At 58.9% G+C, this 24,307-nt stretch carries 27 protein-coding genes and 1 pseudogene; 12 read left to right on the forward strand and 16 right to left on the reverse strand.

Features of this window, described 5'->3' with window-relative positions; all coding sequences use genetic code 11:
* The first annotated feature begins 194 nt into the window (after positions 1-194).
* Positions 195-1,199: a D-glycerate dehydrogenase gene (locus WNZ14_RS05695; RefSeq protein WP_342867620.1), complete on the forward strand. Its 1,005-nt coding sequence runs from the start codon at positions 195-197 to the stop codon at positions 1,197-1,199.
* A gap of 23 nt (positions 1,200-1,222) precedes the next feature.
* Here the strand turns inward: WNZ14_RS05695 and WNZ14_RS05700 are convergent, their stop codons facing one another.
* The 7 genes from WNZ14_RS05700 to mutM all read right to left on the reverse strand — a co-directional run bounded on the left by WNZ14_RS05700 (position 1,223) and on the right by mutM (position 9,115).
* Positions 1,223-1,981: a molybdopterin-synthase adenylyltransferase MoeB gene (locus WNZ14_RS05700; protein WP_342867621.1), complete on the reverse strand. Its 759-nt coding sequence runs from the start codon at positions 1,979-1,981 to the stop codon at positions 1,223-1,225.
* 46 nt (positions 1,982-2,027) lie between these two features.
* Complete coding sequence (gene recF / locus WNZ14_RS05705; protein WP_342867622.1) at positions 2,028-3,203, reverse strand: DNA replication/repair protein RecF; 1,176 nt, start codon at positions 3,201-3,203, stop codon at positions 2,028-2,030.
* 63 nt (positions 3,204-3,266) lie between these two features.
* A complete protein-coding gene (gene dnaN, locus WNZ14_RS05710; RefSeq protein WP_342867623.1) occupies positions 3,267-4,385 on the reverse strand; it encodes a DNA polymerase III subunit beta in 1,119 nt (372 codons plus the stop codon).
* A 219-nt stretch (positions 4,386-4,604) separates the two neighbouring features.
* A complete protein-coding gene (gene dnaA, locus WNZ14_RS05715; RefSeq protein WP_342867624.1) occupies positions 4,605-6,062 on the reverse strand; it encodes a chromosomal replication initiator protein DnaA in 1,458 nt (485 codons plus the stop codon).
* Positions 6,063-6,950: 888 nt separating this feature from the next.
* The gene (rpsT, locus tag WNZ14_RS05720) at positions 6,951-7,217 is read right to left on the reverse strand and encodes a 30S ribosomal protein S20 (protein WP_342867625.1); all 267 of its coding nucleotides are present in this window, start codon (positions 7,215-7,217) and stop codon (positions 6,951-6,953) included.
* 194 nt (positions 7,218-7,411) lie between these two features.
* A complete protein-coding gene (locus WNZ14_RS05725) occupies positions 7,412-8,185 on the reverse strand; it encodes an enoyl-CoA hydratase (protein WP_342867626.1) in 774 nt (257 codons plus the stop codon).
* Between the two features lie 33 nt (positions 8,186-8,218).
* The gene (gene mutM, locus WNZ14_RS05730; RefSeq protein WP_342867627.1) at positions 8,219-9,115 is read right to left on the reverse strand and encodes a bifunctional DNA-formamidopyrimidine glycosylase/DNA-(apurinic or apyrimidinic site) lyase; all 897 of its coding nucleotides are present in this window, start codon (positions 9,113-9,115) and stop codon (positions 8,219-8,221) included.
* A 192-nt stretch (positions 9,116-9,307) separates the two neighbouring features.
* Between mutM and ubiE the strand changes: the two genes are divergently transcribed.
* The 5 genes from ubiE (at position 9,308) to WNZ14_RS05755 (ending at position 13,247) form a co-directional block, all read left to right on the forward strand.
* Positions 9,308-10,084, forward strand: a complete 777-nt coding sequence (gene ubiE / locus WNZ14_RS05735; RefSeq protein ID WP_342867628.1) for a bifunctional demethylmenaquinone methyltransferase/2-methoxy-6-polyprenyl-1,4-benzoquinol methylase UbiE — start codon at positions 9,308-9,310, stop codon at positions 10,082-10,084.
* Positions 10,085-10,089: 5 nt separating this feature from the next.
* The gene (gene ubiB / locus WNZ14_RS05740) at positions 10,090-11,673 is read left to right on the forward strand and encodes a 2-polyprenylphenol 6-hydroxylase (RefSeq protein ID WP_342867629.1); all 1,584 of its coding nucleotides are present in this window, start codon (positions 10,090-10,092) and stop codon (positions 11,671-11,673) included.
* A gap of 2 nt (positions 11,674-11,675) precedes the next feature.
* A complete protein-coding gene (locus WNZ14_RS05745) occupies positions 11,676-12,107 on the forward strand; it encodes a GNAT family N-acetyltransferase (protein ID WP_342867630.1) in 432 nt (143 codons plus the stop codon).
* A gap of 236 nt (positions 12,108-12,343) precedes the next feature.
* The gene (locus WNZ14_RS05750; protein WP_342867631.1) at positions 12,344-12,781 is read left to right on the forward strand and encodes a peptidylprolyl isomerase; all 438 of its coding nucleotides are present in this window, start codon (positions 12,344-12,346) and stop codon (positions 12,779-12,781) included.
* A gap of 184 nt (positions 12,782-12,965) precedes the next feature.
* Complete coding sequence (locus WNZ14_RS05755) at positions 12,966-13,247, forward strand: plasmid stabilization protein (protein WP_342867632.1); 282 nt, start codon at positions 12,966-12,968, stop codon at positions 13,245-13,247.
* Between the two features lie 3 nt (positions 13,248-13,250).
* Here WNZ14_RS05755 and WNZ14_RS05760 read toward each other — a convergent pair whose 3' ends face one another.
* On the reverse strand, positions 13,251-13,634 hold the full coding sequence (locus tag WNZ14_RS05760; protein WP_342867633.1) for a hypothetical protein: 384 nt from the start codon (positions 13,632-13,634) through the stop codon (positions 13,251-13,253).
* Positions 13,635-13,782: 148 nt separating this feature from the next.
* Here WNZ14_RS05760 and coaBC point away from each other — a divergent pair, with 148 nt between their 5' ends.
* On the forward strand, positions 13,783-15,261 hold the full coding sequence (gene coaBC / locus WNZ14_RS05765) for a bifunctional phosphopantothenoylcysteine decarboxylase/phosphopantothenate--cysteine ligase CoaBC (protein ID WP_342867634.1): 1,479 nt from the start codon (positions 13,783-13,785) through the stop codon (positions 15,259-15,261).
* Between the two features lie 266 nt (positions 15,262-15,527).
* Here the strand turns inward: coaBC and WNZ14_RS05770 are convergent, their stop codons facing one another.
* The 6 genes and pseudogenes from WNZ14_RS05770 to WNZ14_RS05795 form a co-directional block, all read right to left on the reverse strand.
* Complete coding sequence (locus tag WNZ14_RS05770) at positions 15,528-17,072, reverse strand: hypothetical protein (protein ID WP_342867635.1); 1,545 nt, start codon at positions 17,070-17,072, stop codon at positions 15,528-15,530.
* 72 nt (positions 17,073-17,144) lie between these two features.
* A pseudogene (locus WNZ14_RS05775) lies at positions 17,145-17,258 on the reverse strand (SEC-C metal-binding domain-containing protein); the annotation flags it as partial.
* Positions 17,259-17,671: 413 nt separating this feature from the next.
* Positions 17,672-18,049 (reverse strand): response regulator, encoded by a 378-nt coding sequence (locus WNZ14_RS05780; RefSeq protein WP_342867636.1) that lies wholly within the window; start codon positions 18,047-18,049, stop codon positions 17,672-17,674.
* Between the two features lie 320 nt (positions 18,050-18,369).
* On the reverse strand, positions 18,370-18,624 hold the full coding sequence (locus WNZ14_RS05785) for a hypothetical protein (protein ID WP_342867637.1): 255 nt from the start codon (positions 18,622-18,624) through the stop codon (positions 18,370-18,372).
* A gap of 448 nt (positions 18,625-19,072) precedes the next feature.
* On the reverse strand, positions 19,073-19,882 hold the full coding sequence (locus WNZ14_RS05790; protein WP_342867638.1) for a class II glutamine amidotransferase: 810 nt from the start codon (positions 19,880-19,882) through the stop codon (positions 19,073-19,075).
* 6 nt (positions 19,883-19,888) lie between these two features.
* A complete protein-coding gene (locus tag WNZ14_RS05795) occupies positions 19,889-20,104 on the reverse strand; it encodes a DUF6356 family protein (RefSeq protein WP_342867639.1) in 216 nt (71 codons plus the stop codon).
* Positions 20,105-20,213: 109 nt separating this feature from the next.
* Between WNZ14_RS05795 and WNZ14_RS05800 the strand changes: the two genes are divergently transcribed.
* Positions 20,214-20,699, forward strand: coding sequence for an Lrp/AsnC family transcriptional regulator (locus WNZ14_RS05800; RefSeq protein ID WP_342867640.1), 486 nt, complete (start codon positions 20,214-20,216; stop codon positions 20,697-20,699).
* 25 nt (positions 20,700-20,724) lie between these two features.
* Here the strand turns inward: WNZ14_RS05800 and WNZ14_RS05805 are convergent, their stop codons facing one another.
* The gene (locus WNZ14_RS05805; protein WP_342867641.1) at positions 20,725-20,940 is read right to left on the reverse strand and encodes a hypothetical protein; all 216 of its coding nucleotides are present in this window, start codon (positions 20,938-20,940) and stop codon (positions 20,725-20,727) included.
* 264 nt (positions 20,941-21,204) lie between these two features.
* Here WNZ14_RS05805 and WNZ14_RS05810 point away from each other — a divergent pair, with 264 nt between their 5' ends.
* From WNZ14_RS05810 to WNZ14_RS05820, 3 genes are all read left to right on the forward strand, one after another.
* Positions 21,205-22,116, forward strand: a complete 912-nt coding sequence (locus WNZ14_RS05810; RefSeq protein WP_342867642.1) for a pirin family protein — start codon at positions 21,205-21,207, stop codon at positions 22,114-22,116.
* Between the two features lie 145 nt (positions 22,117-22,261).
* On the forward strand, positions 22,262-22,912 hold the full coding sequence (locus tag WNZ14_RS05815; RefSeq protein WP_342867643.1) for a hypothetical protein: 651 nt from the start codon (positions 22,262-22,264) through the stop codon (positions 22,910-22,912).
* A gap of 332 nt (positions 22,913-23,244) precedes the next feature.
* Positions 23,245-23,724: a MarR family transcriptional regulator gene (locus tag WNZ14_RS05820; RefSeq protein ID WP_342867644.1), complete on the forward strand. Its 480-nt coding sequence runs from the start codon at positions 23,245-23,247 to the stop codon at positions 23,722-23,724.
* On the opposite strand, the gene WNZ14_RS05825 is transcribed toward WNZ14_RS05820, so the two are convergent.
* The gene (locus WNZ14_RS05825; RefSeq protein ID WP_342868560.1) at positions 23,705-23,914 is read right to left on the reverse strand and encodes a hypothetical protein; all 210 of its coding nucleotides are present in this window, start codon (positions 23,912-23,914) and stop codon (positions 23,705-23,707) included. The two genes, WNZ14_RS05820 and WNZ14_RS05825, sit on opposite strands and share 20 nt — an antisense overlap.
* Here WNZ14_RS05825 and WNZ14_RS05830 point away from each other — a divergent pair.
* Positions 23,870-24,235: a MarR family transcriptional regulator gene (locus WNZ14_RS05830; RefSeq protein WP_342868519.1), complete on the forward strand. Its 366-nt coding sequence runs from the start codon at positions 23,870-23,872 to the stop codon at positions 24,233-24,235. The two genes, WNZ14_RS05825 and WNZ14_RS05830, sit on opposite strands and share 45 nt — an antisense overlap.
* Positions 24,236-24,307: the final 72 nt, after the last annotated feature.

The following is a 24,307-nucleotide window of genomic DNA, read 5'->3' on the forward strand; positions in this document are numbered from 1 at the left end:
GGGCCTTTGTGTGGCCACAGGCGTCAAGCGCAGGAAGCGACACCGGGTGCCGAGTGCGGGCTTGCAGCGCTTTTTAAACAGCAATCCCGGCGCTTTTGATTGTCATCGCGTGAGGGTCTGTTAGAAAAAGCGTTACGCATATGCCACTGTCGCCGAGTTTGGTTAAAGAGCTCTCAACGCTGGACCTCAATAAGATGCAAAACAGAAAAAAAACCAAGGTCTACATCACCCGCCGCTTGCCGGACGCGGTAGAAACCCGCATGCGCGAGCTTTTTGATGCCGAGCTCAATATCACGGATGAGCCACGCACCCAGCCAGAACTCGTCGCCGCCATGCGCTCGGCCGATGTGCTGGTGCCGACCGTCACCGACAAGATCGATTCGGCGCTGATCGAGCAGGCCGGTCAGCAGATGAAGCTGATCGCCAATTTCGGCAATGGCGTCGACAATATCGATGTCGAGGCTGCGCAGAAAAAGGGCATCACCGTCACCAACACGCCCAATGTTCTGTCCGATGATACCGCCGACATGACCATGGCGCTGATGCTCGCCGTGCCACGGCGGCTAACCGAGGGTGCCAATGTCATCGTTGGCAGTGGTGGTGCCTGGAAAGGCTGGTCGCCAACCTGGATGCTCGGTCACCGCATCGGCGGCAAGCGGCTCGGCATCATCGGCATGGGCCGCATCGGCACAGCCGTCGCCCGCCGGGCCAAGGCTTTCGGTCTGTCGATCCACTACCACAACCGCCGCCGTGTCGATCCGGCCACCGAAGATCAGCTTGAGGCGACCTATTGGGACAGTCTCGACCAGATGCTGGCGCGGGTCGATATTGTCTCGGTGCACTGCCCGTCAACACCGGCAACCTTTCATCTGTTGTCGGCCAGGCGGCTCGAGCTGATGAAACCTGGCGCTTACATTGTCAATTCCGCCCGCGGAGGCATCATCGACGAGGATGCGCTGATCAAGGCATTGCGCGATGGCAGTCTGTCCGGCGCAGGCCTTGATGTGTTCGAACACGAACCCGCCGTCGACAAACGGCTGGTCAAGCTCGCCGCCGAAGGCAAGGTGGTGCTTTTGCCGCACATGGGCTCGGCCACCATCGAAGGCCGCATCGACATGGGCGACAAGGTGATCATCAACATCAGAACCTATTTCGACGGCCACCGCCCACCCGATCGCGTGCTGCCGCACAGGAACTGAGCCAGGCCTTCATTCGAGGAAGCTCAGCCCTTCCGCTTGTAGCGGACGGTCTGGAAACTGGCAGCGAGCCCGTCATAGAGCAGCAGCCGCCCGACCAATGGTTCGCCCGCGCCGGTGATCAGCTTGATCACCTCCATCGCTTCCAGGGTGCCGATCACTCCGGTCAGGGCGCCGATGACGCCGGCTTCGGCGCAGCTCGGCACCAGTCCCTCCGGAGGCGCTTCGGGAAACAGGTCCCGGTAACCGGGGTACAGCTTCCCGTTGGCGTCACTGTCATAAGGGGTAAGCACTGTCACCGAGCCATCAAAGCGACCGACGGCTGCCGTCACCAGAGGAATTTTCAGCGCCTCGCAGGTGTCGGCCAGCAGGTGTCGGGTTTCGAAATTGTCCGATCCATCCACCACCATGTCGTAGCCGGTCAGGACATCGATGGCATTGTCTTTGGTCAGGCGCATTTCATGGGGCACCACCCGCGTGTGCGGGTTGAGCCGTTTGAGCGCCCGAGCGGCACTTTCGGTCTTGGCCATCCCGACATTTGCCGTGTCGTGCAGGATCTGCCGCTGCAGATTGGACAGCGACACCTCATCGTCATCGATCACGCCAAGGAGCCCGACGCCGGCTGCAGCGAGATAGCTCAGCACCGGGGACCCGAGGCCGCCAGCACCGATCACAAGCACGCGGGCTGCCTTGAGCCGTTGCTGACCGGCGCCGCCGATTTCTGCAAGCACGATGTGACGGGCGTAGCGCGCCACTTCGTCGGGGTTCAGGTGTGAATTATCCATCCGCAGTCTCCAGACTCGCATCCGCGCGCCAGCTTGTATTCAAGGTTCAACTGACCGAACCATCCCTGTGCGCCGTCACCTGACCGTCCGCCACAGTGAAGATCTGTCCGCGCTTCCCCAGGCTCGCAAACATGGAAACGTCGGTTCCGGTCATGAAGGCCTGGCATTCAAGCGCTTCGATCAGATCAAACAACGCCGCCCGGCGGCCTTCGTCAAGATGGGCTGCAATCTCGTCAAGCAGCAGGATCGGCGCGTGACCGGTCATCGCCCGCACCAGTTGCGCGTGACCCAGCACGATCCCGATCAGCAGCGCCTTCTGCTCGCCGGTCGAGGACAGGGCCGCAGGCATCGCCTTGGCCCGGTGATGCACGATCAGGTCGGAGCGGTGCGGGCCTGACAGTGTTCGCCCAGCCGCCGCATCCCTTCGCCGGCCAGTCTCCAGCATGTTGGCAAAGGCTGCCTCCATGTCGCTCGCCGATGCCAGCGCCTCATCTTCGAGAAATCCTTCGAGCCGCACCGTAGCCGCCGGGAACACACTTAGCGTGGTGTTGTTTTCGATCAGGTCTGACAGCAGGCTCACCACCTCGTTGCGCGCGATCGCCATCGCCACCCCGAGTTCAGCCATCTGCGCTTCCAGCCCATCGAGCCAGGTGGGGTCAAAGCGACCTTCAGACAACAGTCGATTGCGGCTGCGCATGGCGCGCTCGTAATTCAGCGCCCGGCTGCCATGGGCCGGATCCACCGAGAGCACCAGCCGGTCTAGAAACCGCCGCCGGTCGCCGGCTGATCCGGTAAACAGCCCGTCCATCGCCGGTGTCAGCCACAACAGCCGCAAATGCTCGAGAAGATCATCGGTTGCGCGCGCAGGTGCACCATTGATCCGCACCCGGCGCGATCCGCTTTCCTCTCCGCCGTCCACCCCTGTGCCGATATCGACCGGGCCGGCCATGCCTTCAAGGCTCGAAAAGATGCTGAAGCCCTTAGCGGGCTGCAAACCGGCCCCGGCCCCGGCCCCCGATCCGGCCTTAATCAGGTCACTGTATGGCGCGCGCCGCATGCCCCGACCGGGGGTCAGCAGCGATACGGCTTCCATCAGATTTGTCTTGCCCGCGCCATTGTCCCCCGCCAGCACCACATGGCGCTGGTCAAGTTCAAGCGACAGGCTCGCATAATTGCGAAACCCGTTAAGCTTGAGTTTCTGGATGTGCACCTTGGCGGCCATGCAATTCTCCGCTCAGCCGCATCGCGGCCGGCGACCCGTTCTGGTGCAAGAGGGCAAGAGCCTCTAAACTCGCATCGGCATCAGCACATAGAGCGCGTCGTCGCCGGCGGTGTCGCGCACCAGAGTGGGCGATCCGGGATCGGCCAGCATGAACACGGCATCCGTGCCGGACAACTGATTGGTGATGTCGAGCAGGTATTTGGCGTTAAAGCCGATTTCCAGCGGATCGCGATCATAGCCGACAGCCAGTTCCTCGGTGGCGCTGCCCGAATCCGGGTTGTTCACCGTCAGCGTCAATTGTCCGTCTGCGATTGCCAGCTTCACCGCACGGCCACGCTCCGACGATATCGTCGACACGCGGTCGACGGCCTGCGCAAAGGTCTGACAATCGACGGTCAGTTCCTTGTCGTTGCCGGTCGGGATCACGCGCTGGTAATCCGGGAATGTGCCGTCGATCAGTTTGGACGTCAGCACCACCGAGCCGATGGTGAAACGGATCTTGGCGTCCGACACTTCCGCAGTCACGGTGACGTCCGGGTTGTCGACCAGCTTCTGCAATTCGCCCACGGTCTTGCGCGGTATGATGATGCCGGGCATGCCTTCGGACCCCGATGGCGCGTCCACATCGGCGCGCGCCAGGCGGTGACCGTCGGTCGCAACCGCGCGCAGCTTCAGCTTGCCTTCGCTCTCGATCGAATGCACGAAGATACCGTTGAGGTAATAGCGGGTCTCTTCAGTCGAGATCGCAAACTGGGTCCGGTCGATCAGCATCTTGAGCTGGGTCGCGGGCAGGCGGAAGGTGTGGCTGAACGCACCGGCGGTAAGGTCCGGGAAGTCCGATTCCGGCAGGCACTGCAGCGAGAACTTCGACCGTCCGGATGCAACGGTCATTGTCGCTCCGTCGGCATCGGTCGACAGCAGCACTTCCGAGCCATCGGACAGCTTGCGCACGATGTCATAGAGCAGATGCGCAGGCACCGTGGTGGAACCCGCCTGTTCAACCATGGCCGGCGTCGCCTCGGTGATTTCGAGATCAAGGTCGGTCGCCTTCATGTCGAGCGTCGCACCCTCTGCCTTCAGCAGCACATTCGACAGGATCGGTATGGTGTTGCGGCGCTCGACCACGCGATGCACATGGTTCAGCGACTTGAGGAGATTGGAACGCTCGAGGGTGACACGCATGATCTGACTACCGCTTGGCTGGGGGCCTGCGCTTGGCTGCGCCGGCCTTTCAAATTCTGTCTTGTCCGGCTTTGGTCCGGTCTGGGCCGTGAGGTGGCGCATGGTGCGCTTGGCCCGGGCGAGCAAAATGGCAGATTATACCCCTGAATTGCAACAAAAACCGGCCCGGACCTTTCGGCCCGGACCGGGATTCTGGGGATAAGCGCGTCGAACTGCGGTCTATTCGATGATCAGCCGCTTGAGCAGTTCGATCTCATGGCCGAGCTTGCTGTCCGAATTGATCAGCTCTTCGATCTTGCGCACCGCATGCAGCACAGTTGTGTGGTCGCGTCCGCCGAATCTGCGGCCGATTTCGGGAAATGAGCGCGGCGTCATGGTCTTGGCCAAGTACATGGCAATTTGCCGCGGCTTGACGATGACACGGGTACGGCGATCCGAGACCAGTTCCTGCCGTGTGACATTGTAGTGCCGTGAAACAACCCGCTGGATGTCTTCGATACGCACTCGCTTGGGTTCGCCCGCATTGACCAGGTGGCCCAGAAGCTGGTCCACGCGTTCGAGCGTCAAGTTGGGTTCGAAGCTGCGGCGGAACAGGAGCTGATTGAAAGCGCCTTCCAGTTCCCGGCCGCTCGAGGTGATGTTCTGGGCGACGTGGGCAAGAATGTCCTCGCCGATATCAAGCGAGCCATCCTCGATCTGGGCGATGGCGAGCCGCTGACGCAGCATTTCCAGGCGCATATCGAAGTCGGGTGCCTCGATCTCGATGGCAACGCCACCCTGCAGCCGTGACCGGACGCGGGGATCAAGCGATTCCAGCTCCCATGGCGCGCGGTCAGCTGCGACAACCACCTGGCGGGCAGAATCGAGCAGCATGTTCAGCAGATGGCAGAATTCGTGCTGAATCGACTTGCCCTGGAGGAACTGCATGTCGTCGATGACCAGAAGGTCGATATTGCGCAGCGATTCCTTGAACGAAAGAGCGTCATTGTCGCGGATCGCGGTGGCGAAGCGCCACATGAAATATTCGGCCGTCAGATAGACCACCCGCGGATTGCGCGCATGGCGGCTGGCCGCCGAAGCGATTGCCTGCAGCAGGTGGGTCTTTCCCAGGCCGACATTGGAATGGATGAACAGCGGATTGAAGCGAACGGCTCCGGTGCCGGCTTCCGCAATGGTCTTGGCAGCTGCCAGTGCCACCCGGTTGGACGAGCCTTCAACATAGCTCTCGAATGTGTAGCGCGGGTCGAGCGGCGATCCGATCACCGCGTTGGCAGCCTGCTGGCCCTTCGAAAAAGCCGGCAGATGAGCGCTTACGCCCTTTACCGAAAGATGCATGTCCTTGCGTCCGGAAACCGGCGCCGGTTGCGCGGTTGAGGCGTTGGCCGCAGTATTGATTTCTTCTTCAGCAGCGGGACGGATGGCGCGGGTCGCCGATCGCACGACAATCTCGACCTTCAGGATGTCGGCGTCTTCTTCGCTGAACAGAGCGCTGATCTGATCAAGGTACTTGTTGTTGATCCAGGATTTGAGGAATGCCGTCGGAACCGACAGCCGTACGACGCTTTTCGATGCAGATTGAAGCTTGAGCCGCCCGAACCAGCTCGTGAAGACCTCTTGTCCGACCTGCGCCTTCAATCGCGCCATGACCCGATCGAAGGTCTTGGTATTCTTGTTCATGTCCGCCCCTTTGTCAGTCGTCGGGCAAACATCGCCACCAAGCGGTTGGGCGCTTTTTTCTTTTGCGCTCCATTGTGCCGCTTTACCGGCTGTCGTCATCTGTGTTTGCATCGCCGCTGTATTCCCTGTTTGCCACATTTAGGTAAGTCGTACCGACCATCATGGTCGGCGTGCGGACATGGTCCACGGTGTCATGTCCGTTCTGCTGCGGGTCCCCCGCTCTGGCTTTTCCTTTTTCTGGTCCCGTCCCGCGACCTCGTATCGCTGGATTGGACAAAACTTCATCGTTCCGTCGAAACCGTTGTTTCGAAAGAGTTAAGTCCTCACTGCATGGCTAAATGCGCAGCCATCGCAACCGAAGGTTTTATCTGGGTTTGCCCGGCAGACTCACCGAGCGACAAGGAACAGGTTGGAAAAAATCACTTGAAATACATCAAACTATCCGTGGAGCCGCCCGGCTCCGTGCCCCTTGTCTGGGTGTATTTAGGCAGGATGGGGGGGGCAGATCAAGCAGGTTATTTACGCTTCATTCACACTTTAGGGATTGACTCGCAAAGGTTGAAAAAAGGCTCCGGGCGGGGCTTTTGAGCAGGCGATTGGATTCATTGCCTTTTCGCCGCCGAAGGTGGTTTTGGGGTGCCGAGTAAGCCTTGGATACAAAATTTCGGGCCTTGACAGGATATCTGCTGAATCCGGATTGATTCTCCCCGCGAGATTCCGCCACCTCGCGTAAGTCTTTGTAAATCAAGCAAAATTAATGTCACAGTGACAGCGGCGTGACGGTGCCGATTTGGCCGCGAGAACCGACATTACGCAAGTCGTTTGGCCCAAAACAAAAAAAGGCCCGGACAAGCCGGGCCTTTAGTCGTCTAATGAATTTTCAGGTGATTATGCGCTCAGCGCCTTCACCCGGTTCGACAGCCGGGAAATCTTCCTGGAAGCCGTGTTGGCGTGAACCACGCCCTTGCTGGTTGCGCGCATCAGTTCAGGCTGTGCTGCCTTGAGCGCTGCGGCTGCAGCAGCCTGGTCGCCGGAGCTGATTGCTTCCTCGACGAGACGGATGAAACCGCGGACACGCGAACGGCGTGCTTTGTTAACGTCAGTGCGGCGAGCAATCTTGCGGGTCGCTTTTTTCGCCGAAGTTGTATTGGCCATGAATGCCTCTCAAAGTGTCACATGCTCTACTCCGACAGGAAAGCGCCCCTTGTAAGGATTGTCGCTTCGACATGCGGAATGCGAGAAAACCACGGCGAGCCTTAAAGCTGCCATTCGATGGCGGGCCTATACCGGGTATCACGGCGTTCGTCAACGCGAAAAACCGTTTTCCGGGTGCTCACCGCTGTATTTGCTCACCGGTGTTTGAACTGCGCCTTGCGCTTGTCGATGAACGCCGCCATGCCTTCCTTCTGGTCTTCGGTGGCAAACAGCGAGTGAAACAGCCGACGTTCGAAGCGCAGACCCTCTGCCAGTGTCACCTCGTCAGCGCGATTGACCGATTCCTTCACCATCATTGCCACAGGCAGCGAGAAGCCGGCTATCTTTTCCGCAGCCTTTGTTGCCGTTGCCAACAGTTCGTCCGCCGGCACCACCCGCGCCACCAGTCCGGAGCGTTCAGCTTCTTCGGCATCCATCATCCTGCCGGTCAGACACAGATCCATCGCCTTGGCCTTGCCGACTGCGCGGGTCAGTCGCTGGGTGCCGCCCATGCCCGGGATCACGCCAAGGGTGATTTCCGGCTGGCCGAACTTGGCCGTGTCGGCGGCGATGATAAAGTCGCACATCATCGCGAGCTCGCAGCCGCCGCCAAGTGCATAGCCTGCCACCGCAGCAATCACCGGCTTGCGGGTTTCAGACACAGCGCTCCAGCCTTCAAAGAAGTCTTCCATATAGGCGCCGACATAATCCTTGGGCTGCATTTCCTTGATGTCGGCGCCGGCAGCAAAGGCCTTTTCCGAACCGGTCAGCACGATTGCGCCGATCTTGTCATCGGCGCCATACTTTGCCATCGTGGTGCGAAGCTCGCCCAGAAGCTCCGAATTCAGTGCATTGAGCGCATCGGGTCGATTGAGCGTGATGATAGCCACCCGGCCGCGTGTCTCGGTTTTCAGCGTCTTAAGCGCCATCGATCTCTCTCCTCTTTCGGCACAATGGCCGGATCAGCGTGTCTGGCAGCGCGGGCAGTAAAATGTCGAGCGCCCGCTTTGCACGATGCGGCGGACCGTATCGCCACAGCCGGGCCGGGGGCAAGCCTTTCCCTCACGGTCGTAAACGGAAAAACCGTGCTGGAAATAGCCGAGCGTTCCATCGGTGCGGATGTGATCCCTCAGCGACGACCCGCCAGCGGCGATCGCCTCTTCGATCACAGTGCGGATCGCCTGGGTCAGCACCTCCAGCTCCTTGCGCGGGCGTCCGGTCTTGGTCACCAGCGCTCCTGCCTGCTTGATCGGCGAAAGACGGGCGCGCCACATCGCCTCGCAGACATATATATTGCCCAGTCCCGCAATGATCCGCTGATCGAGCAGCGCGGCCTTCAAGGGCGTCTTCTTTCCTGCAAGCCGTCGGGCCAGCTCATCAGCATCAAGGCTGTTGCCGGTCGGCTCCACTCCAAGGCTCTTGAACCAGGGGTGATCAGCCAGTGCTGTTCGTGCCATCAGGTCCATGTATCCAAATCGGCGCGGGTCATTATAAATCACCCGCGCTTGACCCGCAGGTCCGTCAACATGAAACACCACATGGTCGTGCTTGTCGTCTTTCGAGCGGGCGTGATGAAACACACCGGGCTTCAGGCTGCCGTCCCCATCAGCCTCGATCCGGAACGAGCCCGACATGCCCAGATGGCTGACCAGCACCATGCCGTCATCGAGATCACCCATCAGGTATTTTGCCCTCCGCCCAAGTGAGGTAATCCGGCGTCCCGTGAGCCGGGAGGCGAAATCGTCCGGGAAGGCAAACCTGAGATCGGCGCGGCGTTGCTCGACGCGGATGATGCTGGCGCCCTCCATCACCGGCTGCAGGCCGCGACGGACTGTTTCGACTTCTGGCAATTCGGGCAACAGGGCCTCCTGAGGCTGGTGGCAATATGATGTTGGCTGGCATATAAGGCGGAGCGCTATGCCGCAGGCAGGGTTTCCAAGCCTAGATAGCGTGGAGCGGAGCGATCCGCTATGGTCGCGACAGATTTGGCCGGGTTCCTGACGGGATGCCGGTTGATCTGACGCTCGGTCGAAGAAATACGGGAATTGAAGATGTCAGAACAGCGCGTTTCAACAGATGGCGGGATGCAGACCAGCTACGGCTTCCGCACCGTTTCGGATGGCGAAAAGCAGGATCTGGTCAACGACGTCTTTCACAAGGTCGCCAAGCGCTACGACATCATGAATGATGTCATGTCGGGTGGGCTGCACCGCGTCTGGAAGGATGCCATGGTGGCAAGCCTCAATCCGCCGCACCGCCCGGGCTTCCGCTTTCTCGACGTTGCCGGTGGCACAGGCGACATTGCCTTTCGCATTGTCGCAGCGTCGGATCGCCAGGGCGAGGGCACTGTGCTCGACATCAACGGCTCCATGCTTGGTGTCGGTGCGGAACGCGCCGCCAAGAAGGGCTACGGCGAAAATCTCGAATTCGTCGAGGCCAATGCAGAAGAGCTGCCGTTCGACGACAACAGCTTCGATGCCTACACGATCGCCTTCGGCATCCGCAACGTCCCCGACATCGACAAGGCGCTCAGAGAAGCCTACCGCGTGCTCCGCCGCGGCGGCCGCTTCCTCTGCCTTGAGTTCTCCGAGGTCGAGATTCCGATCCTTGATCGCGTGTATGACGCCTGGTCGTTCAACGGCATTCCCGCGATGGGCAAGGCCATCGCCGGCGAGGCCGAACCCTATCGTTATCTGGTCGAGTCGATCCGCAAGTTTCCGCGCCAGGCCGATTTCGCCAGCATGATCGAGCGCGCAGGCTTTTCCCGCGTTGGCTACACCAACTACACCGGCGGCATCGCGGCCCTTCATTCGGCCTGGAAGATCTAAGCGACATGGCGAGCCTCGGCACCTATCTGCGCCTGATGCGGGCGGGCTTCATCCTTGTGCGCGAGGGTGTGGTCTCTTCTCTGCCTGCTGAAGAGCTGCCCGCTCCGTTGCAATTCGGCCATCGGGTCGCAGGCCTATTGGCAAAACGCCAGGCCCGGAGCGCAGAGCGGTCCGACCGGCTTGCTCGCGCGGTTGAGCGGCTCGGTCCGTCCTGGGTCAAGCTCGGCCAGTTCCTGGCTACAAGGCCTGATGTGGTCGGCGCCGAAATCGCAGACGATCTCGCCGGTCTTCAGGACCGCATGGCGACCTTCCCCGAAGCCCTTGCGCGCGCGGAAATCGAAGCCTCGCTTGGCCGCCCCATATCCGAGCTCTATTCCCGCTTCGATCCACCGGTTGCCGCCGCTTCCATCGCCCAGGTGCATCCGGCCGAAATCACCGATGAGACCGGCACTCGCAAGGTCGCCGTCAAGGTCATCCGTCCCGGCGTGCGCCAGCGCTTCAGACGCGATCTCGAGGCCTTCTATCTGGTCTCGGAGCTGCAGGAGCGCTTCGTCCCGTCGTCGCGCCGTCTTCGCCCTGTGGAAATCACCAAGACGCTCGAGCAGACAACACGCATTGAGATGGATCTCAGGCTCGAGGCTGCGGCCCTGTCAGAAATGGCCGACAACACGAAGGACGATCCGGGCTTCCGGGTGCCTGCGGTCGACTGGGAGCGCACCGGCCGCGATTGCGTCACCATGGAATGGATCGACGGCACCAAGATGGGCAATGTCGCAGGGCTGCGCGCTGCAGGCCACGATCTTGATGCGCTGGCCGACACGCTGATCCAGTCGTTCCTGCGCCACACCCTGCGCGACGGCTTTTTCCATGCCGACATGCACCAGGGAAATCTCTTCGTCGACCCGGCAGGCATGATTGTCGCCGTCGACATGGGCATTGTCAGCAGGCTCGGCAAAAAGGAACGCCGCTTCCTCGCTGAAATCCTTTACGGCTTCATCACCCGCGATTACCAGCGTGTCGCCGATGTGCATTTCGAAGCGGGTTACGTGCCGGCCAGGCATGACCCTGCGAGCTTCGCCCAGGCCATCCGCGCGATTGGCGAACCGATCCACGGCCAGCCGGCCGAAACCATCTCCATGGCCCGGCTGCTGACCTTGTTGTTCGAGGTCACCGAGTTGTTCGACATGGAGACACGGCCCGAACTGGTCATGCTGCAGAAGACCATGGTCGTGGTCGAGGGCGTCTCCCGCACGCTTAACCCGAAATTCAACATGTGGAAGGCCGCCGAGCCGGTGGTGGGCGACTGGATCCGCGACAATCTCGGCCCCAAGCGCGTTGCCGTCGACATCAAGGCCGGCGCCATCGCAGCACTCAAGCTCGCCGAACAGCTCCCTGATCTCGCCGCGCGCACCGAGCGCTTCGCAAAGGAAGTTGGCGATATGGCCGAGCACGGCCTGCGGTTCGATGCCGCCACATCGGAAGCCATCGGCAAGGCCGAAGCCCGCCACACCCGCTCGGGTCGCGTGGCGCTCTGGGTGATTGCTGCGGCAGCGGTCTGGATGGCGCTCGCCTTCCACCCTATATGGTGAGCGTGACCGTTTACCGACCCATTTCCCTTGATGACATAGACGTGGAGCCTCTGGCTGATGAAGCCTGGGCCGACGGATATCCCTTTGTCGAGCGGATGCGGCAGGACTGGAAGTTGGGCGAAAACCGCTTTGATGGCCCCGGCGAACGCTTGGTCGGCGCCTTTGACGACGAAAGGCTGATCGGCTTCTGCGGCCTCAATCGCGACCCGTATATCAGCGAGAACGCCGGCCGCATCCGCCATCTCTATGTCAGCCTCGATCATCGCCATGTGGGCATCGCCCGAGCGCTGGTCGCCCAGGCCCTCGACGGCGCATCGATCTGGTTCCCGCGCATCCGCCTGCGCTCGACGCCTGCCTCGAGAACCTTCTACGAAATGCTCGGATTCGAGGAGGTCGAAGAGACCGAGGCCACCCATGCCAAGCGGATCAGGTAAGGTCCACCATCCCGCGCACGCAAGCCGTTTGATGCCGGAGTGAGCCGCCAGATTTGCAATTCGGGCCGATTTCACGCAAAATGGTGCTCTGGATCGGCGCATAAAGCACCGGGCCAACATTCGCCGACGGCAAAATATGCGCCGTCAGGGCAGGAAACCCGGCAGCGGTGTGCTGCGCGCACGACATCCGTACAAACACGGACGCGCCGGGACAAAAACAAGCATAGGATAAACATATGAGCGAGGCCAAATCCGGCGATACAGTGCGGATAAACTATACCGGCAGCCTGACAGACGGAACCAAATTCGATAGCTCCGAGGGACGCGAGCCGCTTCAGTTCCAGTTAGGATCGGGTCAGATCATCAGCGGTCTTGACCGCGAAGTCGAGGGTATGAAGGTCGGCGACAAGCAGACCGTCACCGTTCCTGCCGAAGAGGCTTACGGTGCCCATGACGCCGCGAAGGTTCAGAAAATTCCCCGCGATGCCCTGCCGCCTGAACTCGAGCCGCAGCAAGGCATGCAGTTGCAGGCACAGACGCAGCAGGGAGGGCAGGTGGCGCTCCTCGTGACGGCTGTTGATGAACAGGAACTCACCGTCGACGCCAACCATCCGCTGGCTGGCCAGGACCTGGTTTTCGAAATCGAGGTCGTCGAAATCGTCAAGGCGGCCTGACCGCACAAGACTGCGACAACTCGGCCCGGTGCCGGGTTGTCGTCTCCCTGCGCGCGGACGCCCCTCTTTTGGGTCAAGCCGTCCAGACTGACACTTGTCTGCGCCCGCCACAGCCATGTTTGACTGCAATGCATGCAATGCCTACATTGCAGTCACAGGACGATCTCTGGCCGGGAGGTTCATCATGGCAACACTGACCATTCGCAATCTCGATGACTCTGTGAAGCAGGCGCTACGCGAACGTGCCGCCCGCCATGGCGTGTCCATGGAGGAAGAGGCGCTCGTGCTTTTGAGGAAATCTGTGAACGAAGGTGACGGGAAAGCTTCGGCAAAGCCCGATGGCGAAACTTTCTATGATCGGGTCATGGCCTTGCGCGAGAAATACGGTGCCTTTGATCTTGAGACGCCTCCACGCACCATGGTTGCGGGTGAGAGTCCGGTTTTTGACTGGTTGGACGACGAATAGGAGCTATTCGATGTACCCATTTAGGAACAACGTGGATACTACGTCCATTTGCGAGTTGTGGACTTTTCTCTGATTGCCAATGGCTATCAGCCATAGAGCTTTCTCATCGTCTGCAAGTGATGAATCCGAGCGGATCGCCGCCAAAGCGCGCTCGACGTAAACTCTGTTTTTGATCGAGCGAGTGTAGGGTCCCGCTGTAACGTTTCGAACCGCACCAAGTCCGCAGAGCGCGAGAAAAGCGTCCCGGGGACATCCTTTCAATTGTGATGATTGACTGCTTGGAAAAATATCCCGGACTGCGGTCGCCCAAGCCAATCGTGGAGGCATCGCTTCATTCCTTGCGAGAAGATGCACGGCGCTGATCGCGGCTTCGCCATATTTTCCCATTGCTCGATCCTCTTACCATTTCTCTTGGAGTAGCAGCGATGCTGGCGAAATCACAGGGTCTCGCCTGAACGCGATAAAAAGATTGCATGGACGGCAGATAATCATAAATATGATTGCAATGAAATCATTCTCTCTCTGCGAGTAGCCCATGGCAAGCCTCACGATCCGAAATCTTGACGAAACGACCAAGCAGCGACTCCGTGAGCGTGCGGCGAAAAACGGGCGCTCCATGGAAGAGGAGATGCGGGTCATACTGACCGATCTCGAAGGCGGAGATGAACCCACTGTAACTGACGAAGACGAAGCGGACAGTGGATCGCTCTATAAACGCGTCCGTGCCTTGGTCGAGCCGCTTGGCGGTATCGAGCTTGATGTGGCGCCGCGTGGAGACATGGCGCCGTCGCCTCTCTCCACGGTCGGAAAGACCCTGTCCGACAAACGCATCCTCCTGATCATCTCGGGTGGCATCGCCGCCTACAAATCGCTCGATCTGATCCGCCGGCTGCGCGAGCGCGGCGCGTCAGTCAGGCCCATCATGACATCCGGTGCGCAGGCGTTCATCACCCCGCTGGCCGTCGGCGCGCTTGCGGCTGATCATGTCTATACTGACCTGTTCTCGCGCGAGGATGAGCAGGATGTCGGCCATATCCGGCTGGCGCGCGATTGCGATCTGATCTGCGTTGCGCCTGCCACCGCAGACCTGATGGCAAAGATGGCGGGTGGCCTGGCGGGTGATCTGGCCTCCACTGTGCTTCTCGCCACCAACAAGCCTGTGCTGATTGCGCCCGCCATGAACCCCGCCATGTGGGCCCATCCCGCCACTGGCCGCAATGTCGAAACGCTGAAACGCGACGGCATCCGTTTCATCGGCCCGATGGCTGGTGAAATGGCCGAATCCGGTGAGGCCGGGCAGGGCCGCATGGCCGAACCCTTGCAGATTGTTGCTGCTATCGAAGCGTTGCTTGATGACAGCCCAAAGCCGCTCGCCGGCAAAAAGGCCATCGTCACCTCCGGCCCGACCCATGAGCCGATCGACCCGGTGCGCTACATCGCCAACCGCTCGTCCGGCAAGCAGGGCCACGCCATCGCCTCGCACCTCGCCCGCCTTGGCGCAGACGTGACGCTGGTCTCCGGCCCGGTGACGATCCCCGATCCGGCCGGCGTGCATGTCGTCCATGTCGAGAGTGCGGCCAACATGCTGGAAGCCGTGACATCGGCCTTGCCTGCCGACATCGCCGTCTTCGTCGCAGCCGTCGCCGACTGGCGCGTTGCCTCTGCAGCCGAAAACAAGATCAAGAAGAAGGAAGGCGAAGGCCCTGCACCGCTTCAGCTGACCGAAAACCCCGACATCCTCAAGACGATCGGCCACCATGCCAGCCGCCCGCAACTGGTCGTGGGCTTTGCTGCCGAAACCGCCGATGTGGTCTCCAACGCCCAGGCCAAGCTTGCCCGCAAGGGCGCCGATTTCATCGTCGCCAACGACGTCTCCCCCGCCACCGGCATCATGGGCGGCGACCGCAATCGCGTCCGCATCGTGTCAAAAGATGGCGTCGAAGACTGGCCGGATCTGAGCAAGGACGAAGTCGCAGAACGGCTGGCGGCGAGGATAGCCGAGAGGATGGCCTGAAAGCGTGAGCGAAGGACTTCAACTAGAGGAACGACGACCATCCAAGTCGCTGACAAAGCCACAGTGGCTTTGAATTACAACAATGCCTGGAACGGGCGGAGAGCGGACTCTTTTTTACTTCTTCGAGAACGGCTGAAATGGGGCCGTCTGCTGACAGTCCGGTTCTGGCGGAAAAACTCTGTAAGCCGCCGTTCTGCAGCCGACCCAATTGCGGCCATCCACGCGAATAATTTTGCTACCTGCAAGCGGATCATTACTGAGGAGCACTACCTAGGACGAAGCTTCCTTGTATAGCGGAAAGGGTCGTCACCAGGTTGGTTGAGCTTTTCGGGCGCATGGGAAGACAAGAAATTGAAGACCATCCGTTCGCAATAAATCAATGCAAGGTCCTCCTGCGTCATCAGCTTTAGGCGATCAATATCACTAGACCCCACCATAAATTCCAGAAGGCGCTCCTTCGGAGTCTTCGAATAACTCTTGAGCATCCACTCAAACAGTAAGTACGGGTCATCGATGTTGCCGCCGTTTCGGCTTTCTTCCCCGAAGAACAGGTCTGGGTGTCTCTTGTAATCAGCTATCTGGTCGGCTGACATCGGCTGGGCGATGATCAGGTTTTTTCCGTCGGGCGTTGAGATCGCCACCATTGCCTTAGCCTCTGCTTCATTGACTACAGCAGTGGTCACCGTACCGACCGTTCCAGGCGGCTCCCCGAGGTCAGTAAACAGGTAGGTCTCGCCTATCTTGATGTTTCGGTTCGAAGCATCTGAACGGAGCCCGCCTTCGAACGTATCGGGGAAGACTGGATAGCTTTGAAGGCCGTCCATGACCTCGTGCGCATCAATATGCTTCTGCTTGAGCTTGTAAGTCTCGATCAACGTTCGGCGCGCTGGTTTGCTGAAGTCGGGCATCCCCAAGCCATATGCTAGTGCCTGACGGTTAAAGGCAGTGCTCGATATGTATCTGTGAAAGGGAAGATTGGTGACGAAAACGTATGCTGTTTGGCCTTCCTGCAGGTCACGCTCCTTTGCTTCCAGGCGCCTGACGGCCATAGGCCCCCAATCGGGAACGCCGTCGACGTCGTGTACTTCGGCGTTGAGGTCAACGAAGATCAGTCGCTCATCCTCTGCTGGCTTAAGCAGTGCAGCCTTGATATGGGCCGTCATGTTGCCCGTAGCATCGCGCTCAGTGCCCCTAACGCCGTCTTGAGCGGTCTTACCAAACAGGCCCTCGACCGCCCGCATTTTGGCCTCTACCCAGTATTTTTTGCCCGTGGTTCTGGACACTGCGGAGAACTCACAATGCTTGCTGTTGAGATCGGCCTCGTCTTCGAGGACCAAAGTGAACCCTGCTCTAATCAGAATACTCGCTACGATCAGCTCGTAGTATGCGCCTTGAAAATTCTTGGGGTCTCGAACGCGCGATAGAAAGCGTTCCTGCAGCTCACTATTGTGGTCTAGTATGTAGAGATTGTAGGCTAGTCCAAGGTAGCAAATGACTCCGCCCGTGGCTGGTGTTGCGGTGATTTCACCAGGGAGGGCGATGCAGTCCAGTTGCAGCCGAGCGACTTCGTCATACCACTGCAGGATGGTGTGACGCTCAGCGAGGGGCTTCGCAAGTTCGGCATTGCCCCACTCTGTGCCCAACTTCATTTTGAGATAGGTAAATAGAAAGTCTTCAAACGTCTTCCATTTTTCCGAATGCAATATGGTGTTGCCGACCGCCACAATTCGGCGCTCACCAACAGCGGCTGTAATGATTGGCTTGCCCTGGCCTTGCTGCCTTTCTCGCAGCTTTTCCTGTTCGCCCTTCATCCGAAATAGTCGCTCTATTTCTTCGATAGATATCCGAGGACGCGAAGGCCCCTTATTGTTAGGCGTGAGCGTTCCGTGGCACCGCTTGTACTTCAGGCCACTCCCGCATGGACAGGGTTCGTTTCTTCCCGTTTTTGCCAGTTGCGCTTCTCCAATACGATAATTTGCAAGTGAGTAAGCGGCTATACTACAATCAGGTCAATCGAAGACGCGAAGATTCATCTTTCATCGCACCGTCAAGAATATGTAAGCGGGTCCAAAAGCCGACGGTCCGCAAACAAACCCATTCAAGATGATACAAACGATCGGCTGACCGGCAGCCTAAAGGACAAAGTGGTGGGTTCCGAAATGGCAGGAATGGGGGCGCAAAGCAGTCGCGTGATATGAACGACCCGAAGGGCAGCTCTGGACCGTGAGCGCCTGTGCGGTAGAATCCAGCAGACGTCTCAAGCGGGCGGAGCAGCCGTTCCCCATATCTCGCCAAGCCTCACTGAAGCGGCAATTGCCATAGTTTAAAAAACTTCAGAGACACGACATACTGGTCTGATCGTCATGCGTCTATTTGAGACTGATTTTCTTTCGTCTGATGGCGCAAAGGCTCAATTCTGATCGGGGTTGTTCATCAATGTGGCTAGGGCCGTTATTATCTGCGCATGCACGAAGGGTTTAGGCACCATAATACTGTTTGGTACGCCCTGAGCTTCCCACTCTTGCGAGCTGTCGCCACTCATATAAACCAATGGCATATTCGGCACCGCTTCGCGAACATGATGACCAATGTCCCAACCGTTGGGGCCTGAGCCAAGCCTGATATCGGTCACAATTGCGTCGATGCGGGAAGCTTCAGCGTCGAAGGTTTCTATAGCGAGCGTCCCGCTCTCGGCAGTGATGATCTCGAAACCTTCGTCAATGAGTGTCGCTTCGACATCCATAAGTATCAGCGGGTCGTCTTCTATCAAAAGTACTGTTTTTTTCATAATGCTCCCCTTGGCCTATTTGCGCACACTTCAACGGCGTTCCGGACATATCGTTCCAGAGCGACGAAAAGTAGACGGTTTGCAGAAGGAGTCTTTGTTAGAAATATCAAGCGCTCCCGAATCTGTTCGTCCCCGACGGTTCCAACGTCGGCAGTGGCCGAGAGCTTCATTTTTTTAGTATTCATCGACCGTCTCGATTGACAGTCCACGACGCTTGAGCAAGCCCCACAATCGGCGTCGTTGCAAGACGAAGGCTGTAGCTGAGAGTTAGAAGGACCGCAGGCAGAGCGAGTTTCTGTCTTGATCGCGATTTCCATGCTCTACGCCCTGTCGCCGTCGGTCTCGTCCTTGATCTTGCGCTGGTTGTGGTCTCCGGGGTCGAACTCGTTGGGGTCGTATCCTGCCTCGTCTTCCGCGATCCCGGTCACATGGGTCGTACCGGTCTCTTCATCGTAGACAAGCCCGTATTTCGCTCGTCCCTCAGTCTTGTAGCGCTGGTATTCCTGCATGCCCAAATAGATGAACAACAGGGCGAAGGGTGCCAGCAACATGATCGCTATCAGTCGGGCTTCCATGGGAGATGCTCCTTTGCGAGGCAAGTATTGTAAGCCCGGGTAGTCGGGGCCAGCGGGTCAAGCTCGCCGTTGGGCTTGTCGATCTTACCGGTGGTGAAAGCCGTCGGGCTCTGCTGTTGCGCCAGATGCTTCGAGTGTTCGCACGGCTTGAAAAACAGGTTGCCGACACGAGAGTCTCGATAAAGCGCTTTACGCTGGGAGGTTCGGCTCGAGTCGGCCGACACCCTCAATTGTGCGCAGGGCTATCATCTAAGAAGAAGCGCAGTCGTTTCAACCTGCAACAATGGCTAAGGTCGCCTCGGTGGGCCGTTCGCTGGGTGATCCATGAATATCCGGTTCGGGCCAAAAACGGCCACGGTAACTGCAGCATGTAAGTCTGAGCAAGGTTCTAAACCGCCGCGGTGGTTTGCGTGGCACCCTTTAGTCCGTCTTCAGGCTGTTTTTGCCTTCAAGCGACCTCAGCCACCTTCACCGCGTCCGCCTGCATCGGTGAAAACCGCGCCGAGGACATGCCGCCGGCTTTCAGCGTGACTATACTGCCTGCCGGGATCTCGTGCCATTTGGTGTCGGTGTCCTTGAACGGTTCTGACACCAGGCAATGGCCCTGATTGTTGCAGGTCGGTGCGGAATAAAGCGTCGGTGCGTATTCGTCGTTGGAATAGCGGATCGCGTGCAGCGCCTCGCCGTCGGAAAAGGCGGCAGTAAAGCGCACCAGTTCCCGCACACCGGCCCGTGCCGCTTCCGCAAGCGCAAACCGGATGGCTTCACCGAAGGCGCCGGCTGGATCAGTTTCAAGGCCGAATTCGATCGCCAGCAGGAACAGCAGTTCGGAATCCGTGGTGCCGTGCCGGGCGGAATAGAGCCTGTCCGAGAGGGCTGCTTCCATCGGTCGGCGAATTTTCTCGAAACCAGCGATCTGGCCATTGTGCATGAACGACCATGTACCGTGCACAAAGGGATGACAATTGTCGCGGCTGGTCGCACCGCCGGTGGAGGCGCGCACATGGGCCAGGAACAAAGGCGAGCGGATCTGCCGGGCGAGAGACTTAAGATTGCAGTCAGACCAGGCCGGCAGAACGTCCCGGTAAAGACCGGGTTCCTTGTGCTCGCCATACCAGGCAACGCCGAACCCGTCGCCATTGGTCGCTGTCTTGGCTTGAATGGCGTGATGCGATTGCTCGATCAGCGAATGGCCAGGGGCTGAAACAATCTGCTCCAGCGGAATTGGCATACCACGGTAGGCGGCCCATCGGCACATGCGCTTCTATTTGCTCCGGTTGTGCATCCGGTGATGCATCTCGTTGATCATACGGCTTGCAGTTTTCTCAAAGGTAAACGGCAACACTGCATGGCAAAGCGCGCAGAAGCCGGCGGCAAACAGTTTGCCGGAGAATTTACCGGCGAACACAAGATGCTCGAAATAGGTCTCGTCGACCGATTGCGGGTGGCTGGTGAACAGGCGGGCGATCTGATTGGACATGGCGTGCTTCCCTCACTTGAATTCGATTGTGAGAGGATAGCCCGATTAACCGGGAGAAATGTCCCAAGTATCCTTTATATGAACAAAAAATTGAGATATATGTCCCGTCATGCACCAGATAGACGATATGGATGTCCGAATACTGAGCCAGCTGCAGCGCGATGGCACCCTGTCGGTTGATGCGCTGTCCGAGCGGGTCAACCTGTCACGCAACGCCTGCTGGCGCCGCGTCAAGCTTCTGGAAGAGAGAGGGCTGATCAAGGATCGCGTCGCCATCCTCGATGCGGAGGCCGCCGGGTGCGGCCTCTCGGTGTTCATTTTTGTCCGCGCCGCCAGCCATGATGCGGAGTGGCTGAAAAAATTCCGCGAGGCGGTGGGCGCGTTTCCCGAGATCGTCGGCGTCTACCGCACCTCAGGCGACCTCGATTATGTGCTGCGAGCCCGCGTCTTCGACGTCAAGGCCTATGATCGCCTCTATCAGCGTCTGATCGCCAAGGTTCAGCTTGCCGATGTCTCCGCCTCCTTTGTCATGGAGGAAATCAAGGAGACCACTGCAATTCCGCTTTCGGCTTTGACGCGGCGGACAACAGTTTAAACCGCCAAGGGCAGCCGGAGGCCAATTAGCGGTTCTTGGCCCGCGAGATCGCGAGATTGATCGACGCCATGCGCGCCTCGACCTGATCGAGATCGGCGGTGCCGCGGCCACTCTGGCGCTCCAGATCAAACTTCATGTTGCTGAGCTGGTTGAGCTTTTCTTCCCTCGTCAAGGTTTCATGGTCCGAAACCTCTTCCGGGCTCAGTTCCGTTTCAAGTTTTGAATCAATACTGATCGACATCTCAATCTCCTTTGTGGTGATGACAGGTCAACGCAGAGCGTGGCTCAGAGTTCCGGAAGATCACGGGGCCGGACAATCAAGGGGCCAGACAATCAAGGGGCCAGACAAGCGTTTGCCCAAAAGGGCGTTGGGCAGGCAAGCGCGCGAAGTTGAACAATCCGTTTCCACAGAGCCCCTTATATGATGCCGCCCGGGCCGCTACATTCCAGCCAACGTAAACCTTTGCCGGCGTCTGGTGCCGGTATCGATATCGAGGAGACTGCCATGTCCATCAGACCAGTCCGTCACCAGTCCACCGCCGTGCCGCATCTTGAGGGCGCCGGCGTTCATCTCAAGCGCGCATTTGGCTTCGACGATCCGTCGTTGACCGATCCGTTTCTGCTGTTTGACGATTTCCGCAACTCGCAACCCGAGAACTATATCAAGGGCTTTCCCTGGCATCCGCATCGCGGCATCGAAACCATCACTTATGTGCTGGCAGGTACTGTCGAACATGGCGACAGCCTCGGCAACACCGGCACGCTCGGCGCAGGCGACGTGCAGTGGATGACCGCAGGCAGCGGCATCATGCACCAGGAAATGCCCAAGGGTGATTTCGCCGGCAAGATGCACGGCTTCCAGCTCTGGGCCAACCTGCCGTCTTCGATGAAGATGACGGCACCGCGCTACCAGGACGTCACCTCCGCTGACATCCCGGTCGAGATCGATGACGACGGTACCGCCGCGCGCATCATCTGTGGCGAGTTCTGGGGCAAGCGCGGTCCGGTCGATGGCATCGCCGCCGAACCGTCCTATGTCGACATCTCTGTGCCGCCGGGCAAGAAGAAGACCTTCAAGGTCGACGCCTACCGCTCGGCCTTTGCCTATATCTTTGCCGGCTCCGGCAGCTTCCGCGATGCCTCCAAGCCGTTTGGTGTGCTGGTCGAAAAGGAAGTCGAGGGCGAGGAAATCCAGATCCGCGACATGTCGGGCGACCGCACGCTTGTGGTCTTCGACACCGGCGACGAGATCACCGTTCAGGCAGGCGACCAGGGCATCCGCTTTCTTCTGGTCTCCGGCAAGCCGATCAAGGAGCCGGTGGCCTGGCACGGCCCGATCGTCATGAACAACCGCGCAGAACTGATCCAGGCCGTGACAGAACTGCAGAACGGCACCTTCATCCGGCCTGCGCACTAAGCGCAGATGCTCAATCAAAGCTGAACGAAAAAATGCCGGGTCTCGTCCCGGCATTTTTTGTTCGCTGAACCTGACACCCGTTGTCGCGTCAAGCAGGCTTCGGGTCTTGTTACGTATCGGCAGGCCGGCAACGGTGCTAGGCTCCATGGCAAGTGACCAGAAAGACCGCGCCATGGAAAAATCTCTGCTCGAAGACATTCAGGATCGCCTGCACGCAGCACGTGAGGAACTGGAACAGGAACTCGACCGGCAGCTTGAAGACCGCCGGTCGGAATTCCGCTACCGGATGCACCGCGGCAAGGTTCGCTTTGATCACGAGATGCAGGTTCTACAGAAGACCTATCGTCGCGGTCTGTGGCGTTACGTCACCGGCGCCCGAATAGCCACCGTTCTCACAGCCCCGGTCATCTATTCTCTTGCAATCCCGCTGGCCCTGCTTGATCTCTGGGTGACCGTCTACCAACACATCTGCTTTCGCGTGTACGGTATCGATCTGGTGCGGCGTTCTGAACATGTCGTCATCGACCGCCAGCACCTCGGCTATCTCAACTTCATCGAGAAGATCAACTGCGTCTATTGCGGCTACGGCAATGGCGTGATCGCCTATGCGCGCGAGATTGCCGGCCGCACTGAAGCCTATTGGTGTCCGATCAAGCACGCCAGCCGTACGCCGGATCCGCACGGTTCTTTCGCCGGCTTCATGGAGTTCGGCGATGCCGAGGCCTATCGCGACTGGCTGGCCAACGGCCGCAAAGCCATTTCTGCTGCCCCCTCAAATGCGAAATCTGATCTCTGAAACACTTCAGTTCCAACGGTGCAAGTGCTCCGAGTAAGTTAGACATCGAACGACATGTAGTATGATATCGAACTAATTAACGTGACGTGTCGCCGAGGAAGGCCTCGAAAGATCCGGGTCCGCGGGCCGGATCATGCCTGGCCAATCGGGCGGGAACCGCTCAGGGGTTGCTTTCTAGTCCTTCCAGTGATGGGTATGTTTTGCCCAAGGTTGAATGGTAACTTGCAACCGGCGGGGGTACAGTGCAAATGCTATCCGGACTTGATTTTGGTCTGGAATTTCGGTCAGCCCGCGCTGGCCAGTGGGGGCGATACGGACAGGGGGTGAACGCGATGAATGTCGAACGCCTGAGAAACACCAACTATGGCCCGGCGGAGGCTTTCGCCTATTTCACGGAAGCCTGCGAAACGGTGCAGCTGTCCGAAGCGATGCTGGACAGGTGTATTCCCGGCGAATTGCATCGGTCGCATTTCTACATCGTCAATCATCTCGTCAGGAAAGGGGATGGCCAGACGCCGCTTCAGATTACCAGCGCCATGCATGTGACCAAGGCAACCGTCAGCAATTCTCTGGCAGTGCTTGAGAAGCGCGGTTTCATAGAGACTAGACCCAGCGCAACGGATGCGCGTTCCAAACAGGTTTTTCTGACAGAGTCCGGGCGCGAGTTCCAGAAACAGGCAATAGGCACCCTGACCAGACTGTTTGGCTCCTTTCTCCGGGAAGAAGATTACCGGATCATGGGCGAAGCGCTTCCAAGCCTTGTGACTATTCGCAAGCTGCTCCATAGAAACTCTAACGCCACGCCCGATTGACGCTCGGCACACGCTGATCGTTTGAGGATAAAAGGAAGGGAGCCTGAACGGAATGAACCCCGGGAACCAGCCAGGTCAGGTTTTTGCCTTCTTCAATGAAGTCGCAATTATTGATCAGCTTGGCACATCGCTGCTGGGCAAGGTATTGCCCGACGGTGTCCATCCATCCCATTTTGCCATTGTCGTTCATCTGGCGCGCCTGGGTGACGGAAAAACGCCAAGGAGCCTCGCCAGCGCCATGCAGGTGACCAAGGCGACCATGAGCCACTCGCTCAAAGTGCTGGAAAGTCGCGGCTTTATTGAAACCAGGGTTTGCGAAGAGGATGCCCGTTCCAAGCAGGTCTTCCTCACGGGCGCCGGTCGAGCTTTTCAGGTGGAAGCGATCACCGCTGCGGCACAAACCTTCAGCCGTTTTGTACGCATGGAGCATATCCAGATCATGGAGGAAGCCTTGCCCGGCCTCGTCGCGATCCGCAAATTGCTTGATGAAAACCGTGAGCCTTTTCCATGAGGCTTATGCCTGTCGCACTCAAGATGTCGTCATGTTCGCGACACGGTGGATGCAGTAACTCGAGCTTGTAAA

Source organism: Hoeflea sp. AS60 (assembly GCF_038900115.1).
Taxonomy (GTDB): domain Bacteria; phylum Pseudomonadota; class Alphaproteobacteria; order Rhizobiales; family Rhizobiaceae; genus Hoeflea.